Annotated in this window: 21 protein-coding genes; 15 read left to right on the forward strand and 6 right to left on the reverse strand. The window is 72.0% G+C overall.

Annotated features, from left to right (window positions below; genetic code table 11):
• Positions 1-130: 130 nt before the first annotated feature.
• The 4 genes from dnaB to ACFC0B_RS32100 form a co-directional block, all read right to left on the reverse strand.
• Positions 131-1,504 carry a replicative DNA helicase gene (gene dnaB, locus ACFC0B_RS32085; protein WP_376093811.1) on the reverse strand — a complete coding sequence of 458 codons (1,374 nt, stop codon included), beginning with the start codon at positions 1,502-1,504 and terminating at the stop codon, positions 131-133.
• 75 nt (positions 1,505-1,579) lie between these two features.
• Complete coding sequence (locus tag ACFC0B_RS32090; protein ID WP_376093814.1) at positions 1,580-2,560, reverse strand: hypothetical protein; 981 nt, start codon at positions 2,558-2,560, stop codon at positions 1,580-1,582.
• A gap of 354 nt (positions 2,561-2,914) precedes the next feature.
• Complete coding sequence (locus tag ACFC0B_RS32095) at positions 2,915-3,469, reverse strand: UTRA domain-containing protein (protein WP_376093817.1); 555 nt, start codon at positions 3,467-3,469, stop codon at positions 2,915-2,917.
• Between the two features lie 137 nt (positions 3,470-3,606).
• Positions 3,607-4,434, reverse strand: coding sequence for a GntR family transcriptional regulator (locus ACFC0B_RS32100; RefSeq protein WP_376093820.1), 828 nt, complete (start codon positions 4,432-4,434; stop codon positions 3,607-3,609).
• Between the two features lie 223 nt (positions 4,435-4,657).
• On the opposite strand from ACFC0B_RS32100, the gene ACFC0B_RS32105 reads away from it, so the two are divergent.
• The 11 genes from ACFC0B_RS32105 to ACFC0B_RS32155 all read left to right on the forward strand — a co-directional run bounded on the left by ACFC0B_RS32105 (position 4,658) and on the right by ACFC0B_RS32155 (position 13,758).
• The gene (locus ACFC0B_RS32105) at positions 4,658-5,257 is read left to right on the forward strand and encodes a hypothetical protein (RefSeq protein WP_376093822.1); all 600 of its coding nucleotides are present in this window, start codon (positions 4,658-4,660) and stop codon (positions 5,255-5,257) included.
• On the forward strand, positions 5,257-5,457 hold the full coding sequence (locus tag ACFC0B_RS32110) for a hypothetical protein (RefSeq protein ID WP_376093825.1): 201 nt from the start codon (positions 5,257-5,259) through the stop codon (positions 5,455-5,457). The genes ACFC0B_RS32105 and ACFC0B_RS32110 overlap by 1 nt, the downstream gene beginning before the upstream one ends.
• Before the next feature lie 3 nt (positions 5,458-5,460).
• Complete coding sequence (locus ACFC0B_RS32115; RefSeq protein WP_376093828.1) at positions 5,461-5,631, forward strand: hypothetical protein; 171 nt, start codon at positions 5,461-5,463, stop codon at positions 5,629-5,631.
• Positions 5,628-7,376: a hypothetical protein gene (locus ACFC0B_RS32120; RefSeq protein WP_376093831.1), complete on the forward strand. Its 1,749-nt coding sequence runs from the start codon at positions 5,628-5,630 to the stop codon at positions 7,374-7,376. Before ACFC0B_RS32115 ends, ACFC0B_RS32120 begins: the two co-directional genes overlap by 4 nt.
• 351 nt (positions 7,377-7,727) lie before the next feature.
• Entirely contained in the window at positions 7,728-8,411 is a 684-nt protein-coding gene (locus ACFC0B_RS32125; RefSeq protein ID WP_376093834.1) for a hypothetical protein, read from the forward strand.
• A complete protein-coding gene (locus ACFC0B_RS32130; RefSeq protein ID WP_376093837.1) occupies positions 8,408-8,914 on the forward strand; it encodes a hypothetical protein in 507 nt (168 codons plus the stop codon). Before ACFC0B_RS32125 ends, ACFC0B_RS32130 begins: the two co-directional genes overlap by 4 nt.
• Before the next feature lie 90 nt (positions 8,915-9,004).
• Positions 9,005-11,317, forward strand: a complete 2,313-nt coding sequence (locus ACFC0B_RS32135) for a DUF3631 domain-containing protein (protein WP_376093840.1) — start codon at positions 9,005-9,007, stop codon at positions 11,315-11,317.
• 159 nt (positions 11,318-11,476) lie between these two features.
• Entirely contained in the window at positions 11,477-11,722 is a 246-nt protein-coding gene (locus ACFC0B_RS32140; RefSeq protein ID WP_376093843.1) for a hypothetical protein, read from the forward strand.
• Positions 11,723-11,867: 145 nt separating this feature from the next.
• On the forward strand, positions 11,868-12,179 hold the full coding sequence (locus ACFC0B_RS32145; protein ID WP_376093846.1) for a hypothetical protein: 312 nt from the start codon (positions 11,868-11,870) through the stop codon (positions 12,177-12,179).
• Positions 12,179-13,171 (forward strand): hypothetical protein, encoded by a 993-nt coding sequence (locus ACFC0B_RS32150; RefSeq protein ID WP_376093849.1) that lies wholly within the window; start codon positions 12,179-12,181, stop codon positions 13,169-13,171. Before ACFC0B_RS32145 ends, ACFC0B_RS32150 begins: the two co-directional genes overlap by 1 nt.
• Positions 13,172-13,308: 137 nt before the next feature.
• Positions 13,309-13,758: a DUF6292 family protein gene (locus ACFC0B_RS32155; protein ID WP_376093852.1), complete on the forward strand. Its 450-nt coding sequence runs from the start codon at positions 13,309-13,311 to the stop codon at positions 13,756-13,758.
• A 109-nt stretch (positions 13,759-13,867) separates the two neighbouring features.
• On the opposite strand, the gene ACFC0B_RS32160 is transcribed toward ACFC0B_RS32155, so the two are convergent.
• Positions 13,868-14,104 carry a DUF397 domain-containing protein gene (locus tag ACFC0B_RS32160; protein ID WP_376093855.1) on the reverse strand — a complete coding sequence of 79 codons (237 nt, stop codon included), beginning with the start codon at positions 14,102-14,104 and terminating at the stop codon, positions 13,868-13,870.
• The gene (locus tag ACFC0B_RS32165) at positions 14,101-14,979 is read right to left on the reverse strand and encodes a helix-turn-helix domain-containing protein (RefSeq protein ID WP_376093858.1); all 879 of its coding nucleotides are present in this window, start codon (positions 14,977-14,979) and stop codon (positions 14,101-14,103) included. Before ACFC0B_RS32165 ends, ACFC0B_RS32160 begins: the two co-directional genes overlap by 4 nt.
• 561 nt (positions 14,980-15,540) lie before the next feature.
• Between ACFC0B_RS32165 and ACFC0B_RS32170 the strand changes: the two genes are divergently transcribed.
• From ACFC0B_RS32170 to ACFC0B_RS32185, 4 genes are all read left to right on the forward strand, one after another.
• On the forward strand, positions 15,541-15,903 hold the full coding sequence (locus ACFC0B_RS32170; protein WP_376093861.1) for an ATP-binding protein: 363 nt from the start codon (positions 15,541-15,543) through the stop codon (positions 15,901-15,903).
• 114 nt (positions 15,904-16,017) lie between these two features.
• Entirely contained in the window at positions 16,018-16,752 is a 735-nt protein-coding gene (locus ACFC0B_RS32175) for a hypothetical protein (protein ID WP_376093864.1), read from the forward strand.
• A 3-nt stretch (positions 16,753-16,755) separates the two neighbouring features.
• Complete coding sequence (locus ACFC0B_RS32180) at positions 16,756-17,424, forward strand: dTMP kinase (RefSeq protein ID WP_376093867.1); 669 nt, start codon at positions 16,756-16,758, stop codon at positions 17,422-17,424.
• Complete coding sequence (locus ACFC0B_RS32185) at positions 17,421-18,284, forward strand: isocitrate lyase/phosphoenolpyruvate mutase family protein (RefSeq protein WP_376093870.1); 864 nt, start codon at positions 17,421-17,423, stop codon at positions 18,282-18,284. Before ACFC0B_RS32180 ends, ACFC0B_RS32185 begins: the two co-directional genes overlap by 4 nt.
• Positions 18,285-18,292: the final 8 nt, after the last annotated feature.

Below are 18,292 nucleotides of genomic sequence, written 5' to 3' on the forward strand. Positions count from 1 at the left end.
TACGGGCACGGCCAAGACATCCTCACCCGGAGGAAAATTCCCTCGGGGGATCGGTGCTCCACAAGTAAAGAGGCATCCCCCTCGCGGAGTCAAGAGATCCCCTCGGGGAATTAGCTTGCAAGGTGGATCGTCAGGCCGCCATGTCGACGAACCGCGAGGTGTGGAGCTGTGCGGCGACGGTCACGACCGCTGTCGGGCCGTTGCGGTGCTTGGCGATCAGGAGGTCGGCCTCGCCGGCGCGCGGGGACTCCTTGTCGTAGGCGTCCTCGCGGTGCAGGAGGATCACGACGTCGGCGTCCTGCTCGACCGCGCCGGACTCGCGCAGGTCGGACAGCAGGGGCTTCTTGTCGGTGCGCTGTTCGGGGCCGCGGTTGAGCTGGGAGAGCGCGACGACGGGCACGCCGAGCTCCTTGGCGAGGAGCTTGAGCGAGCGGGACATGTCGGCGACCTCCTGCTGCCGGGATTCGGGGCGGCGGCCGCCGTGGGTCAGCAGCTGCAGGTAGTCGACGATCACGAGGTCCAGGCCGCGCTGCTGCTTGACGCGGCGGGCCTTGGAGCGGATCTCCATCAGTGTCAGGCTGGGGGAGTCGTCGACGAACAGCGGCGCCGCCGTGATGGCCTCGCGGTGCCGGCCAAGGCGTTCCCAGTCGTCCTCGGTGAGCGTTCCGGCGCGCATGCGGTGCAGGCCGACGCGGGCCTCTGCGGACAGCAGCCGCATGTTGATCTCGTCAAGGCCCATCTCCAGGGAGAAGATCAGGGCGGTGCGGCCGTGGCGGATCGCGCACGCGCGGGCGAAATCCATGGACAGCGTGGACTTCCCGAGGCCCGGCCTGCCCGCGACGACGACGAGCTGGCCCGGGTGCAGGCCCTGCAGCAGGTTGTCCAGGTCGGCGAAGCCGGTCGGCAGCCCGGTGATCGCGCCCTTGGTGCGGGCGATGCGGTCGAGGGCGTCGAAGGTGGCCTCCAGCGTGTCCGCCGGGGCCTTCGGCTCGTCCTCGGCGCGGACATCGACGGCCGCGTACAGCTCGGCCTGGGCGGCGTCCGCGATCTCGGCGGCGTCGCCGTCGGCCGCGTAGCCCATGTTCGCGATGCGGGTGCCCGCCTCGGTCAGGCGCCGCAGCTGGGCGCGCTCGGCGACGATGTGCGCGTAGTAGCCGGCGTTCGCGGCGGCGGGCACCACGGCGACCAGGTGGTGCAGGTAGGAAGCTCCGCCGGCGCGGGCGAGTTCGCCTCGGCGGGTGAGTTCGGCGGCGACGGTGATCGGGTCGGCCGGCTCGCCGCGGCCGTACAGGTCCAGGGCGGCGCTGAACACCGTGGCGTGGGCCGGGCGGTAGAAGTCGCGGGGCTTGAGCTGGCCGGTCACCTCGCCGATGGCGTCGGCGGACAGCAGCATGCCGCCGAGGACGGACTGCTCGGCCGCGAGGTCCTGCGGCGGGATACGGCCGAAGCCGCCCTGGTCGTCCCCGTCGTCGGGAGCGCCGGGCTGGTCGTTGGTGCTGGGCATGGCAGGGCTCCGAAAGGGCGTGGGCCCGGCGCGGGTGCGGTGGTGGGACCGCCCTCCTGGCCGGGCCGGGAGGGGTCAGGAGGAAACGGCGGCGGGGTGGCAGTCGGGGCAGCGGACGACGCGGCCGTCCGGCCTCTCGCGCATCCGCTCGGCCGGGCCGCCGGGCGGGTGGCCGTTGTTGCACTGCCCGCACCAGGCCGCCGAGGCTTGGACGGGGGCCGGGCTGGCGGGGCGGGGAGTGAAGTGCTCCAGGTGGCGGGCGAGGTCGATCCAGCCGTCCCGGCCGGCCATGTCGGCGGCGGCAGCGGTCAGCAGCGCGGCGTCCAGGCCCTGGGCGAGCAGTCCGGCGGCGGTCGCGGCGATCCTCGCCGGGGCCAGCGGCGGCACCGGGCGGCCGAGGCGCTCGCGGGCCCCGGCCCACGCCGCCGCCACCTCGGCGCCGGTGCGGCCGGTTGGCGGCGAAGCCGGGGTCTCTCTCTCGTCCGCGGGTCCCGGCGGGCCGTCGCCGCCACGGGTGGGGCGGGGGAGAGAGATGGTCTTCTGGATGTTGGTCTTCTTATGCGGATCATCGTCCACAGGTGGAGCGTCCACCTGTGGAAAACCGCACTCTGGGCCGGAGCCGGGCACCTGGTCCGCCGGATCGTCCAGGATGCCGTTTTCGCATTCTGGCTCCGACCTGGGGGCCCCTGCGGCGTCCGTGCCGGGCTCGGCGCCGGGGTCGAGGGTGATCACGATGCCGTCGGGCATGTCGGTGATCCAGTAGCGGGTCTGCTTCAGGTGGCCGGCCTCGTTGCGCTCGCGCGCCCGGACCAGGTAGCGGTGGCGCTCCAGTTCCTGCAGGCCGGTGCGGACGGCGGAGACGCCGTCGGTGGAGGCGGCGGCGATCGACTCCAGCGACAAGCCGAAGCCGTCCTTGTGGGTCGAGATCAGGCCGAAGATGCCCTTGGCCTTGAAGGAGATCCGCGGGTCGCGGAACAGCTGGTTCGCGATCCGGGTGAAGTGCGCCTCGAACTGGTCGGCGGCCATCGGGCCGCGCTCGATGAATCCGTAGCTCACCGCAGTCCCTCGCGGCCGCTGGTGGTGCCCGGGCGGGGCGCCTGGTTGCTACGGTTGGGGCGGAGATGTGGTCGTGTCACAGGCATGGCGCTCTCCCGGCACAAGGATCGCCCCGGATCAGGGCAGGTTGCAGCCTGCACTGGCGTCCCGCGCATGCGGGCGGTGCGGATCGGTGCCGTCATCAGGAGAAGCGGACCCGGATCTGTCGAAGGATGGGGGTCCGCTTCTTCGGTTGCGTGCGTATTCGCTTGAAGGCCCGCATCGTGGGCGGAACCCTGTCCGGACTCATAGAGTTCGGCAATCGGCCACCGTCGCGGTTGCAGCCGCGCGGCCGGCCTTGCGGCGCCGGGCGGGTTACGCGACCGGCACCGAGTAACGCAGGGTCCAGCCCGCGCTGAGGATGTGCCGGGTGACCTCGACGGTGGTGCCCTTCTCGGTCCGGCCGACGTGCAGGATCTGCAGCAGCTTGGAGCCCGGCTCGACGCCGAGAGCGGCAGCCTGCTCGGCGCTGGCCTCCACCAGGGTGACGTCCTCGGTCACCTCGGTCTGGGCGAGCCCGGCCTCGGCGAATCGGCTGATGATGCCGCCGACACCGGTGTCGGCCTGCTCGACCGCGGGCACCAGCATGGCGATGTCGACCGGAATGAACGTGTCGACCAGCTGCACGAGGGTGTCGCCGTTGTACATCGCCCGGGCCCGCACGACGACGGCCTCGGCACCCAGCAGCTGGGCGACGTCGGCCGGAGCGCTGTCGCGGCGGATGGCGACCTCCACGCGCGGGGCCCCGCCGGAGCGCTTGGTCTCGGCGTCGAACGCGCCCCGGGCACCGGACTCCTCCCGGCTGCTGGTGCGGTAGCGGGCGCTGGCGTCACGCAGGATCGCCCGGCCGTCGGTGGTGGTGTTCGGCATGTGCCGTCCTCCTTCTGATCTGGACCCGCGAGTGCCTTGGCCCGGGGTCCTTTCGGTGCTTCGGTGGTTCGTGGTGTCGGCCCGGAACTTGCCCTCTCCGAGGCCTTCGTGCCCGCGCGGGGCGGGCGTGCGGCCTTTCAGCCGTTCTCTATTTCCCAGTCGTAGCTGAACTCCCACAGGCTGGCCGGGAGGATCTGCACCGTCACCTCGATCGGCCGGTCCTCGGCGGTCCAGCCGATGTGGGTGAGCTGGAAGACGCGGTTGTCCAGGTCGAGGCTGAGGAACTCCGCCTCCTCCGGGGTGGGCGTACGCGCCTTGATCTTCTCGCTGATCCGTACCTGGGTGAATCCCATTTCGGACAGGCGGCTGATCATGCCGCCCGCCCCGGTGTCGTGGTCCTCCAGCACGGTGCCGCCGGCGATCTCCAGCGGGATGTACGTGGTGGCGATCTGCACCGGGGTGCCCAGGTCGCCGGGTGCCGCGTCGGTCGGAGCGGCGTACATCCGCCGGTCGCGCACCACGACGCTCACCGCGGTGGGGTCGACGCCGAGGATCTCGGCGACCTCCGGCGGCGGCACCTCGCGCCGCACGCTCGGCAGGCTGCGGGGCACCAGGTCCATGCGCCGCAGTTCGGCCTCGAACGCGCCGCGGGCCTTGGCGCCGTCGGGGCCGCCGTTCTCCTCGCGCCGGGACCTGCGGTACCGGGCGGTGCCCTCACGGGTGATCGTCTGGATGATCCGAGACACGTACGCGCCCGACCCCTGCCGCGTGGTCAACAGCCCCTCGGCCGCCACCACCCGCACCGCGCGCTCGACCGCGCTGCGGTTGCTCCCCAGCTCCTCGGCCAGGGTCGGGGCCGCGGGCAGTCGCTGCCCCGGCTCGTAGGTGCCATCACGAATGCGGTCCCGGATGACCTGAGCCACCCTGCGGAACTCCGCGGAGACGAGGGGATCGGGCTTCTTCATGAGGGAGACATTAGGCCCCCACTGCTACCCAAGCAATCCCCCGAGGGGATCTCTTGACCCCGCGAGGGGATGAGGGCTTTACTGAAGCCACGCAGATCCCCCGAGGGAATTTCTCCGGTGGGCTCTACGTGCCATGCCCTCCTACGGCATCGGCCCCCGACTCTGCGACGCAACCGCAGGTCAGGGGCCTGACCCGTCCCTCACGCAACGAGGAGAACGAGCTGTGCGCAAGAGTAACGAGACCCTCGGCCAGATCGGCCTCATCCCGCAGCCGGCCCGGAGTGTCGCCGTGCCGCCCCCGGGGTCAGCGGACCGCCAGAAGCCCGCCCCCGTGTTCACCGGCATCGACGCCGACGTGTTCACGAAGATGGCCTGGGACCAGCTGGCCGCGAGCCTGCCCGTCGAGCGGCGCATGAAGGCCGTCGAGACAGGCCGGGCCCTGCTGGCCGAGTCGCTGACCCTGCCGCTGCACTCCATGGGCGTCGACGACCTGGCGATGGCCGTGATGCAGCTGCGGTGTTCCCTGGCCCAGCTGCTGACCGTGATCGACCACCACGGCGGCTCCCGCCCAGTGGGGCCGATGAACCAGCTGGACGCCGACGACCTGGTCGCCGACCTGCTGGACGTGATCGCCGGTACGGCCGGCCTGCACGCGGACGTCGCCATCGACGTCGCCCAGCCCCTGCCGCCGTACCTGATCGACACCCTCGCCCGCGCGATCGGCGCGGCCGGACTCCGCCTGGACGGCCCGCTCGTCCAGGCCCTGGGCGCCTGCGGCACCTCCTCCATCCGCGTGACCGCCACCCGGGCCGAGGCGGCGTGATGGCCTTCTTCGGACTCTTCGGCAACGACCGCCAGATGGCGGCCGGCACCTACGCGGGCCGCGAGTCGGCGACCGACCGCAAGGCCCGCAAGCTGGCCGAACGCGCTTCCCGCGACCGCATCCGCCGCAGCCGGGCCGCCGACGCCGCCGACCGCGCGGGCTGGGCCTGGGCGGACGCCGAGCGCCGCCGCCAGGGCTGACCCATGACCCCTCGGACCAGCCCGACCCCCGCCGAGCGCGCCGACGCCGCCCACACCGGCGACGGCGCCACCCGCACCACCCACCAGCGCATCACCGAGGCCCTGGACCGCTCCGTCGCCGCCGACGCAGCCGACCGCCTCGCCGCCACCTGGACCAAGGAATCCCCCCGGTGACACAGACCCGCCCCGTTCCCGACATCCCTGGCGCCCACCGCGCCCACCTCTTCGAGGCCCACCGCCCCGAGCCCACCGCCTCCGACATCCTCCAGGCTGCCCACGCCGAGGCCGCCGACCTGCTCGCCGGCACCCGCCGCGAGGCCCAGACCCTGCGACGGGAAGCGGCCACCGCAGCCGCGCAGGCCGAGGCCGACGCGGACGGTGCCGACCGGCGGCGGCTCGTCGCCGACCTCCACACCCAGCAGGCCCACCAGGCCGCCCGCGAGCAGGGCGAGGCCGCCGTGGCCGCCCTCGTCCAGGCCCGCGAAGCAGCCGAGGAGATCCTCACCGACGCGCGCATCCTCGCCGCCGGCCTGCGTCAGGCCGCTGACGCGGACGCCGCCAAGGCCGCCGAGGCGCACTCGGCCGCGGTCGAGATCGCTCTGCAGATCCGTGAGCAGGCCCAGGACCAGGCGAAGGAGGTCCACGCCGCCGCCGAGGACCTCCTGAGCCAGGCCGAGGCGAAGACCCGTGAGGCCGAGGCCCTGCGGGCGGCCGCCGACGCCGAAACCGGGATCAGCCGTCGCCAGGCCAAGCTCGACCTGGAAGAGGAACGCGCCGCCCGCACGGCCGAGATCGACGCCGAATTCGCCCAGGCCCGTGAGGCCGCCGCCGACGCCCTCGCCGACCTCAAGAAGCGGCGCGAGGTGCTGGCCGGTGAACTGGAGCGGATGCGCAAGGCCGCCGAGACCGAGGCCCGGCGGCTCGCCGAGAGCGCGAAGGCCGACGGAGAGAAGGACAGGCAGCGGCTGTTGGGCGAGGCGGCCGAGACCGTCCGGGCAGCCGAACACCAGCGCCGCACCGCCGAGGCGATGCTGGCCAAGGCCCGCGCGATCAAGGCCCGCCGCACCTCCTGGTCCGCCCGCGCACGCGGGGCTGGCCGCTGGTTCTGGCGCACGGTGCCGTGGGTCGGACTCGGCTCCGCGGTCGGTCTCGCCGCCCAGGGCGAGTACGAACTCGCCGTCCTGGTCGGCATCGACCAGCGCGCGGCCCCGCTGCTGCCCGTGGCGATCGACGTGTACGCCGTCACCGCGTTCCGCCGCAAGAAGGACGTGCCGTGGGCGCTGGGCATCATGGCCGCCGCCAACATCGCCGCCCACCTCGCCACCCCGCACGCCAGCGGACCCAAGCAGCTCATCGTCGGCGTCGTCCTCGTCTTCGTCACCGTCGTCTGGCGGGTGCACAACCTCATCGACCACCACGACGACGACCCGCACGACCACGGACCGCACGACGGTGAAGGCGTCGACGGCGACCCGGTAGAGGACACCACCGGGGACGAGCCGCACCCCCTCACCTCCGGCGGTAGGGGCGGTACTCGCCCGGCCCTCACCGCCGGTGACCCGAGCGGTAGCGCCAGCGGTGGCCCGTCCGCTGTCGGCACCGGTAGCGCCAGCGGTACCCCGGCCCTGGGCGCGGGCGGTAATCCGTCCGGTACCGCCACCGGTAACGCCGCCGCTACCGGTGCGGCCACCGCAACCGGTAACCGTCAGCGCCAACGGCTCCGGGTGCAGAAGAAGACCGGTAACAGCGCGGCCGGTTCCGGTGGCCGTGAGGAGTTGCGCGACGAGGTCCGCGACCGGATCACCGCTTTGATCACCGCCGGTGAAGTCCCGTCCCCGACCGCGCTCGGCCGCGAGTACGACGCGGACCCGGAGTGGGTCCGCAACCAGATCCGCGCGGTGCGCAAGAGCACTGGCTGACCGGCCGGTCACGACCGCCCTGGGCCCGGCAACGCCACCCGCACCGGGAAGAGCACCGGCCCCAGGACGGCCACGGCCGACCGGCCCGCCCCGACACCGCAACCGCTGACCGCCGGAAGAGGAAGCCCCGATGTTCTCCCGCATACGCCGATGGCGGCGCTCCCGCCGCACACACCGCACCGCCGCCCTCGCCGACTCCGCCGTGATCGTGATCCTGCCGACCCGCCCCACCGACCGCGAGAGCCGCCCGAGCGGCACCGAACGAAACCGGCCGAGCGCCGACGAACAGCGCGTACGCGCCGCGCTCTTGAGCGCACTCGGCGAACACCACGCACCAGGAGGTGACCTTCGATGACCGACACACAGAGCCCCACCGGCCCCGCCGAGCGAAACCAGCCCTGGTGGCTTCAGGCCGTCCCCGGATGCTGCACCACCTGCCCGGTTCGCACCAACTGCCGCCTGTACGACGCGAACGCCACCGCCTGCGCTCTCACCGGCCACCTGCCGCCCCCGCCGCCGCCCGCCCACCCGGCCGGGCAGATCCCCGGCGCCGAGCACGCCCTGTCCGACACCGTGACCGCGCTGCTGCAGCCCGGCTGGTCGGACGTCGCCGAGCAGGTCATCGCCCGCACCGACACCACCGGCACCAGCGACCTCGCGCGCCTGCAGATCGGCCGCAACCTCACCTGCCTCGCGCTGGTCACCCTCGTTTCGGTGGGCGGCACCACGGCGGCCGGCTGGGTCGCCCACGCCATCACCACCGGCGGCATCACCGCCCCCGTCCTCGGCCCGGCCGGAGCCGTGCTCTGCGTGACCGGCTCCCTCTGGCTCGCACGCCACGTCCCCGGCCCGCTCGGCGCCGTGAGCGCCATCGCCTGGTCCGTGCTGTCCGCAACCGGCACCGGCCTGTGGCGCCTGGCCCGCTCACCGTACGGCTGGATCCTCACCCGGCCGCTGATCTGGGCCGCGGCCTGCGGCGTGCTCACCGTCTTCTGGCGCGTCATCGTCCACACCCTGACCGGAGCCGACCTATGAACCTCTTCAACAACGCCACCGCGAACGCCGGGTTCGGCGCGCTGCTGTTCGGCGCCATGGCCACCGTCGCCATCGTCGCCGGATTCAAGTACAAGATCCTGCGCAACAAGAAGACACTCATCCTGGTCTTCGTCTTCATGCTGCTGGTCACCATCAACTCTGGCGGCCTGCTCGGCGAGATCGCCGGCGCGCTCCGCCACGGGATGAACGCCGCCGGAAGCGTCGCCGCCGACGGCCTGGCCGGAGCCAAGACCACCCCCAACCCGCCCACGACCACCGTCACCCCGGTCAGCGCGGGCGGTGCCGCGATCGGCCTGTGCGGCCTGACCTGGTTCGTCATCAAGCTCATCGCCACCCGCGGCAAGCCCAAGGACTGGAAGGAGATGGCCGGCGGCACCATCGCGGCCGTCTGCTACGGCACCAGCCTCGGCTTCATGGGCGTGATCGTCGGAGCCGCCACCATCACCGGCAACAACATCGGCCTGTACGTCTTCGGCGGCTGACCCGCCCGGGCCCCGCAGCCGGTGCCGCCGGCTGCGGGGCCTTCCCCCCGCCCCACCTTCCCCGCCTGGAACCGACTGGAGCTGGAAGCCATGACCACCCGCCACCTGGGCGAGCTGCTGCCCGAGGCCATCGTCTACGAGGGCGAGTTCGTCGACGACGACACCCCCGGTGCCCCAACGGCGGGAACCGATGAGCGCGTCGGCGCCCGGCCCGGTGCCGCCGGCCGGGCCGCGCGCCGCATCGCCCGGGCCGCGGCCACCGTCGTCCGTGCCGTCGCGGGCCGCACCCTTCCGGGGCTGGGGCACGGATGGGCCCTGACCCTCCACTGGACCGGCCTGCGCTACATGACCCGTGAGGAGATCCGCCGCCGCATCGTCCACAAGCAGCTCGAACACCACACCGGCCTGCGTGACGACGCCCGCACAACCCAGAGCACCACGCTCAAGAAGCTCAACAAGCTGGTGAAGAAGGCGTCGGAGGACGGACTGACCGGCCCGGAGAAGAAGCGCCTGCGGGACCTGGGCGCCGAAGCCGACCGCCGCACCAACGGCCTGGCCGCCTTGGACAAGATGCCGTTCAACCCCACCCAGCCCACCACCGAGCAGATCGACCGCTGGCGAGCGATGCGGGCAGCGGCGCGGTTCACGCTCGTCACCGCCCCCGCCCTCACCACCCTCGCGGCCGTCACCGTCACCGCTCCGGTCACCGCCCCCGTCACCGGCCTCACCCTGCTGGCCGCAGGCTGGTGGCTCGGCACCCACCCCGTCCCCCTGACCACCCGGCAGGTTCCCGCCGACCTGCTGACCCCCGCACTCGACGCCCCCGACGGCCACCGCCTCGAAGAGCCCCGGCCCGGTCCGGCCGACACCACCGCTCCCGGGCCGGACCCGGCCGCCCCCGGCACCGGTGAGACCCAGGACGCGCCGGTGCGGTCCCTGCGCGAGGCCACCACCGTCGAGCAGGCCGCCGCCGTGCTGGCCCAGGCGATCCGCGCCGAGGGCGGGGACCTGGCCGAGGTCGCCCAGGCCACCCAGGAGCCGTGGGGCTGGTCCTTCTACATCCGGTTCAACACCGGCACCCCCGACAGCCTCAACAAGGACGACACCTACAAGGCCCTCCTCACCCGCCTGCGGCTGCGGCGGGGCGGCCTGCTCATCGAGGGTGACCCGGACGCCGGCGACGGAGCCCACATCCGTGCCCTGCTTCGCAGCCCCTTCTCCCCGGAGGTCGTCGGCCCGCTGCCCACCCGGCCGCCGCTGTCCGCGTCCATCGTGGATGCGGCCGACTTCGGTGTGGCCATGGACGGCAACGCGCTCGTCTTCAGCCTCGCCGGGCTGATGCTGCTGATGGTCGCCGACTCCGGCGGCGGCAAGTCCGGCGTCATGCTCGCCATGGCGGAGGTCGCCACCGCCTGCCGGGACGCCGTCGTCTTCAACCTCGACCCGGTCGGCACCGGCGTCGGCTCCCTCGGCGAGGCCATCACGCTGAACGCCTGCATGGACGAGAAGAAGATCACCGCCGTCCTCACCTACCTGCTCGACCTGTGCTCCGCACGGGCCCGTCAGCGCGCCCGCTACGGCTGGGGCAACAAGTGGCGCGTGTCCGCCCAGCACCCCGCGATCTGCGTGTTCGTCGACGAGTGGCCCCAACTCAGCGAGGCCAACAAGGCCCTGCTGATCCGCCTGCTGCTGCTATGCCGCAAGGAGGCCATCTGGTTCTACGGCGGCAGCCAGTTCGGCACCAAGGACTTCCTCGGCCAGGCCATCGGACCCAAGCTGTCCGCCCGTCTGCTCGGCGCCTGCCGCCGCGTCGACGTCACCGAACTCCTCGGCGGCGGCGCCATCGCCGAGGGCTATCGAGCCGACCTCATCCAGGCCGCCACCCACACCCAGGCCAACGACGCCGGACAGATATACGCCCAGGGCCTGCCGGGCATGCCCAACCGCCCCATCCGCTACCAGGTCCGCGAAGTCGACGACGCGTACGCCGCCCGCGTCGGAGCCGAACGCGCCGCAGCCGGCCTGCCCGACCTCACCCACACCCTCACCGAGGCCAGCCTGCTGCAGCCCTACCTCGACCTGGTCGCGCTCTGCCGCACCGACACCGGCCCCAAGGCCGTCCCCGACATCCTCGCCGTCATCCGCCAGGCGTTCCGAGCCGAGGGCGACCCCGACAGCCTGCCCGTCGCCAGGCTCCTGGACCACTTGCGCTCCGACGACCCCGCCCGGTGGGGGAAGTGGGACCACCGGGACGACCGCCTCGCCATGGTCGGCCGCAACCTCAGCAAGGCCCTCAAGGACTCCGGCGTCGACCTGTCCTCCACCCGCCTGCGGGACCTGCCCGGCGAGCCGACCGGCTACCGCCTCACCGACGTCACTGCGGCCGTCGACACGCTCGGCTGACCTGCCGGGCACCCGCACGCCCCGGCAGGCCGACGGCAGGCCGCCGTACACGTCATGACCTGCGAAAACAGGCCGCGCAGGTCGTAACGGCACATCCCCCGATCCGACGCCGGACACACGCCGGTCCACCCACCCGAGCCACCCGAGGAGACCAACGCCATGACCACCGCGACGCCACCGGCCTTCCCGCCGAGCTGGACTGTCGGACAGCTCCGCGCCGCCCTGGCGGCGTTCGACGACACCCTGCCACTACAGGTCGCCGTCCCCGACCTCGACCAGCCCGCCGAACTCGTCGACGACGGCTTCGTCGTCACCGGCGCCGGCATCGGCCAGGCGGTCTACCAGGACGGGCGCGGCACCGTCCCCAACCCCTACCTGACGATCGAGCTGTACCCGCTCACCTGAACCACCACCCCGCATCCCCTTGGTGCCCGCACTCGGTTCGAGTGCGGGCACCAAGGCGTTCTCCGGGCATTGTTCGTTTCCGTCCCCAGGCGCCCGCTGTTGGGGCAGGCTAGGTCCTCGACCACGCCGACCCAGGGGGGAACCAGTGGGCACGTACGACCCGACACACCTGATCAAGGACGCCGCCAAGTCCGTCAGCCGTACCGCCGAGGACCTCGCCGATGGCCGTGCGGCCTGGGACCGGCCCCGCGATGTCGCCAAGTCCCTCGAACTGCTGCGGGACTTGGTCGGCGACCTCTCCCAGGTGCTGCTGCAGCAGGCCGGGGCCTTGCCGCGCATGACCAGGGACTCGGACGCCCCCGCCGCCGGTCAGCACATTGCCGAGGCCGCGGCCATCGCCGCCCAGCTTGGGAACCAGCTCCGCCGGGCCCACGACGCGACCGACGGCGTCCGCTGATGGCCGTCGTGGGGGAAGCGCCGGCCGTGATGACGGTGCGGGCACCGCGGTCGAGGGGTCGCTTACGGAGGAGGTGGCGGCTGACGACGTCGGCGCCCGGAGGGGCGGCCGCACGCAAGCTCACCCGGGAGGCACAGGGCGCGCTTGACGCGGTCGCGTCCGGACGGCGACTGTCAGCCGACCTGCGGACCGAGATCCGGGCCGCGCACAAGCTCGAGCCCTGGTTCAACTTCTTCTCGTTCGGGTGCACGCTCTTCGGCTTTGTGGTCTTCCAGATCGAAGTCGGCATCGCGAAGAGGTTTGATGTCTTCGACCGGCTGATCGCACTCCAGAGCCAGGTTTTCGCCCTGCTGGCGGCACTGCTGCTCTACGGCATGCTCTTCGTGGCCGTGTGGGCCACGAGGTGGGCCGCGAACAAGATAGTCAGCAGCCTGGACGGGAAGTGGCAGTCCTACCGGACCTTGAATCCCGTTCTTAAGGCGATTTCGGCCTGTGCCTCGCCGGATCGTGTCGAGGACCTTCCGAAGCTTCTGCGAGCCTGCGAACGGGCCGTCCGGCAGGCCCGCGTCCGACGCGGGACAGTACCCCGCTTCTCGCACCGACAGCGTGCGCTCAGGGACCACGCTGGCCGTGTGGTCGCTGCCCTCCGGGCGGCCGAATCAGGTCTGGACACCTATCCGGAGCTCGCGCGGTGCGACCTGGCGGCCAAGCTGCACTCGATCGCGGAGGCGTACGTCGAGGGGCGGCTGGCAGCCCTGCTGCCTGACTCCGACCTCAAGGACGTCCAGCCCTTGCGCGAGTTCGAGACCACACGGCTGGTCGCCCTCGCGGCGGCCTACCCCGCACTGACATGGACCGCCGGCATCGCCGGCCTGGCTGGTGATGTGCAAGCCCAGACCGCGGTGGTGGGGATGCTGATCGCGGCCGCCCTGCTGTTCGGCCGCCGGGCCCTCGGCACCCTCCAGAAGATCTGGGTGCTGTTCGGGCGCTGAACCCGGAACGCGCGACTACGGAATCCATGCCGCAGACGTGTCCCGATGACGCCCGCCGCCAGCGGGCCGGGAGACTACGTGTGCGTCGCCGCCGATGCGGCGGCATGGAACCCAAGACAGTTGAAGGAGCCGGCCAGTTGGGCGACTACGAGGTACTCACGGCCGCTGCCCGGCCGTACCTGTCCACCGTTCTGGCCAGGGCGCTGGGCGAGGGGCTGCCGGTCACCGGGACTGAGATGCTCGACGGCGGGCCTGCGGCCGACCTGGAGGCCGAGACCGAGGGCTGGATCGAGCTGGACCAGGAAGCCGTCGCGCACCGCTACGGGGCCAAGGTGTTCGACCTGACTGTCTACTGGGACGCCTTGTCCGGGTGGCACATCCAGGCAGAGCGGCCCGGCAGCCCGGATGGTGATCTTTACCGGTGGATGGGCGCCGGCCTGGTGCCCGCCCCGGAGCGGGTGACCACGTTCATCGCCACGATGCTGGTCGACTACACCATGACGGGCTCCGAAGAGCGCCCCTTCTACCGGCGTGTCCGTCAGGAAGTCCCCTCGCTGACACAGCGGCTGCGGCCCTACGGAAGCTGACCGATATCGGCTGCGGCAGCATGGCCGGGGCGGCTGGCGGGTACGTGTGCAGAACACGCCGAGGGCCGCTTCCCCCTGCTTGGGACGGGGGGAAGCGGCCCTTTGCGGTTCAGACGGGGAAGGTCGCGGCGAACGCCACGAAGGCGGCGCTTGCCTCGGGGCTGACGAGCAGGACCGGTCCGTCGGGGTCCTTGGAGTCGCGGATGGCGATTTTCTTGAGGTGGGTCTGGGTCAGGTCGGCGAACTCGACGCAGTTGTTGCCCGAGCCGCTGAACTTCGATTTCCTCCAGATGATCGGGTTGCCGACGATGCCGACGAGTTCGGCGGCGGTGATGTGCTTGGTCATGGAGTGAGGATCTCTCGGGTGAGTTGGTGCAGGAACTCCGGTGTCGCCTCGGAGGGCAGGGCCGAGCGGGACAGGGCCTCGAACATCCGGGTGAACCGGCCGACCTCGCGGGGCTTGTCCGTGAGGGACATGCCGGCCCCGGCGGTGTCGACCTGGACCGTCGTGGGCAGGGTGCTGCCGAGGTCCAGGAGCGTGAAGTCGGAGAGCGAGAGGTAGCCGCGGACCGACTGGGGCAGGATCTGCACGGTCACGTTGTCGCGGCCGGCCAAGTCGGCGATCTCCTCGTACTGCTCGCGCATGACGTCGGTGTCGCCGACCACGTACCGCAGCGCGGGCTCGTAGAGGATCGCCCAGAGCTTGACCGGCTCCTCCGATGAGGTGAGCCGCTCCTTGCGGCGCATCCGCAGGGCGACGCTCTTTTGGATGAACTCGGTTGTGGTCTCCTCGATCGGCTTGGCGAGTTCGTGGACCACCTGCGCGTACCGCTCGGTCTGCAGCAGGCCCAGCACACATGTCGGGTGGTAGGCCCGTATGGCCTGGGCTGCGGACTCGACGCCGAGGAAGCGGGGCATCGACGGCGCCATCGTGGCCATCGTGTAGGGCGTCCACCAGTCCTGGCGGGAAGCGGTCCTCTGGGTCTCCACCAGGCGGTCGACGGCGTCCTCGTCGGTGACGCCGTACCGGGTGAGGAGCTTGCGCAGGTCACCGGCATTGCGGAGGTCCTGGAGCCCGGTCTCGACGCGCTGGAGCTTCGTCTCGCTGAACGTCAGTCCCTTGACGGCGTCTTCGAGAGTGAGGCCTGCCTGCTGACGTAAGTGCCGGAGCTCATGGCCCAGTTCGATCCGCCGTGCTGTCGGCCTCGGCCGTGCTGCCACGTGCTTACCTCCCGGGTGCATGCGTCTGGTGCCGGTGTCGATTCGCGCAGTGTCGCACGTCACACGCGCGCCGTTCCAGGCCATGCGTTTGCGCTGGCATGTGCCACTTCTCCTTCGCCCGGTGATTCAGCGCCGATTCCGTTGCAGATTCAGCGTAGGGGCGACACCTTGGTGAGGCACCCCAGTTGACGGGGTATCAGCGGCGGCTCCGTGAGACGCCCCCCGACGCCCGGGGCCGCCGCTCCAATCCACAGGACTGCCGGAGGTCTCCGTGCGCCAGTTCGCCGATGCACCACCACGCCAGCGGGCGACCACCCGCGTCCCGCTCGGCTCCGGCCTGGGCGGAGCGGCGCGTGTGGCGACCCCGTGGGGAGCATGGCGGCCACGGCCCGACGGCACCGAGGAGTACGTCGAGAGCGTCGAGCGGGCCCGTCGACGGGCCGCGGTCCTTCGCAGCGTGCAGGAGGGCCGGCGGCGCAGGCGGAGCCGGGGGCTTCGATGACGGCGGCCACGCTCGCATCGCTCGCTGAGAGGACGGTTCTGCCTGGTCCCTCGACCGCCTTGCTCCGCTATCGCCCCGAAGCGGCGCGGACCGCCCGCCTGCTGGTAAAGGGAAAGCTGGGCGAGTGGGGCCGGGACGACCTGACAGACGCTGCCGAGGTCGTCATCTCGGAGCTGGTCGCCAACGCGGTGAGGACTGGCTGCCAGGCCTTCATGCTGGTGGCCGTCCGCCGCACCGCCGACGGCGGGGTCCGCATCCTGGTCCGCGACGGCTCCCGCGAACTGCCCGTGCTGATAGCGGCCGGCAACGACGAGGAGTGCCACCGCGGCCTCGTCCTGGTCGACGAACTCACCGGCCACCACTGGGGCGTGACGCTCCATCCCAGGGGCAAGACCATCCACGCGGACCTCGCCGCCCCCTGATCAGCACGAACACCGGTCAACCCGGCCAACCGCTTGGCCACCCCACTGTCCGTCGCGTTCCGCGATCACGCAACTACTATCCGCTATTCCCCGCTCGACCCCTGAGGAGAACCTGTGGAACGAACCACACCGACCGTCAGCCCGCCCGGGAGGCTCGGGCAGCCCACCGTCCGGGACACCTGGCAAGCGCTCGCTGATGCCCTGCACGTTCAGCGGGTGCATCTGCACCTTGAGCAGTGGCGCAAGGCCGCCGAGCTTGCGGCCGACCAACTCGCGCTACCCGCCGAACTGGACCCCGCCGACCTGGTGTCGCGGCCCGCCCTTGTCGTCCCGGTGGACGACATCCTGATCCAGTCCGCCGGCCTACAGCCGTGGATCACGGTGCCGCAGCAACTCGGCCACCACCGCGTCGCCACCGGAGGGCTCACCAGCGGGGTGGATGACGTCGCCCGGCAGCTGACCGACGGCCTCGACGGCGCGACGGAAGCCGCCGTTCACGGAGCCACGCGCGCCAGTGCCTGGTGGGTCGGGGTGTTCGCTGTGATCCACCACGAGAGCGGCCGCACCGCGACACTGCCGATGCTGCAGAACGCCTCCCGCGCCGTTGCCCTCGGCACCGCGATCCGCGTCCTGCGCGCGGCACTGCGACACCAGGGCGAGGAGGACCCGGTGCTGCGGGCCGCGTACTGCCGGGCAATCGCCGAAAGCGTGGTGCTGGAGCAGACACTGCCCAGCCTGCTGGCGGAAATCGGCGGGATGCGCCTGACCGACCTGGTGACCACCTCGGTCCCCTGGCGCGGACAGTTCACCAAGTACCAGTCGGGTACCGGAGCGGGGCAGGTGGAGTAGGCGATGGACCGTTTTCCCTTCATCGTGATCGAGGGCTTGGACGGCAGCGGCAAGACCACGCTCCGCAAGGGCCTGTTCCGGCTGCTGGAGAACCTGTACGGGGTGACGCCGCTGGCGGTCCTCACCACGAACTGGCTCGACCCCGCGGTGGCCGCGGACCTGGCGGAGGGCAAGTACGCGCCGAGCCCTGCGAACCGGGACCGCTACCTGGCGGCGCTCGCCGCCGACAAGCGGGCCACCGTCGAGCGCCTGATCACCCCCTCCCTCCCGGTGCGGCCGGTGATCGCCGACCGGTGGCTGCTGTCGGAGCTGGCGTTCTTCCACGTCAAGCACAGTCAGGAACCCCAGCGCACCTACGAGGAGCTCGCCGCCGCGATCGACCTGGTCCCGGACCTGACGTTGATCCTGGACGCCGAGACCAGCACCTCCATGGAGCGCGCTGCCTCCCGCGCCGCCGGCGACTCGGTGCGCGCGGACTGGGACGTCGACCACGTGCAGACCACCGTCCGCGACACCTACCGGGCGGTCACCGCCGACCCGGCCAGCTTCCCGAAGATCGGCCCGACCGCGCGGATCGATGCCTCCCAGTCCCGGGCTGCCGTGCTCGCCGACGCCTGGACCGCACTGCTGGAGCGCGACCTGACCCCCAACCTTGCAGGGAGCCCCCGATGAGCACGGTCATATCCCCGCTCTCCCCGGCCGGCCGCCTGCGTGCCGCCCTCACCGCCGGCACCCGGCTGCCGCTGCAGGCGATCGGCGCGGTCAACGCGATCGCCGCCCGCGTCGGAGTCGAGGCCGGGTTCGACGCACTGTGGGTCTCGGGCCTGGAGGTCTCCGCGGCCTCCGGGCTCCCGGACGAGAACGTCCTGACCTCCCGGGACCTGGCCGACGTCGTCACCTCGCTGTGCCGCGTCACGGACCTGCCGGTGATCGTCGATGTCGACAACGCCGGCGGCACCGGACCGTCGGCCGCCCGGTACGGCTTCGACCTCCAGGCAGCCGGCGCCGCCGCCCTGTGCCTGGAGGACTCCCGCTACCCCAAGTGCAACTCCTTCTCCGAGCACCGGGCCCAGCAACTCGCGGACACCGACACGGTGTGCGCCCAGATCAAGGAGGTGCGGGCCGCCGCCCCCGACCTGCTGCTGATCGCCCGCACCGAGACGCTGATCTGCGGCGAAAGCCTCGCCGACGCGCTGGCACGCGCCCGCAGGTACGAGGAGGCCGGAGCGGACGCCGTGCTCGTGCACAGCAAGGACACCACCGGTCGCCAGGCGCTGGACGTCGGACGTCAGTGGGACGGGGTGCCGCTGGTCACCGTGCCCACCGCCTTCCCGCACCTCGGCCACCAGGCCCTCGCCGACGCAGGGTTCCGCCTGGCGATCTACGCCAACCAGCTCTCCCGCGCCGCGCTGACCGCGATGCGCGAGGCAGCCGGCGAGTTCCGCACCACCGGCGTGTTCGAGAGCGGCCGGCTCGCCGACGTCCAGGACCTGATGCGCGTCGGCGACCCCGACGCCCGCGCCGCCCTGTGAACGGCACC

The organism is Kitasatospora sp. NPDC056184 (assembly GCF_042268405.1).
Lineage (GTDB): Bacteria > Actinomycetota > Actinomycetes > Streptomycetales > Streptomycetaceae > Kitasatospora.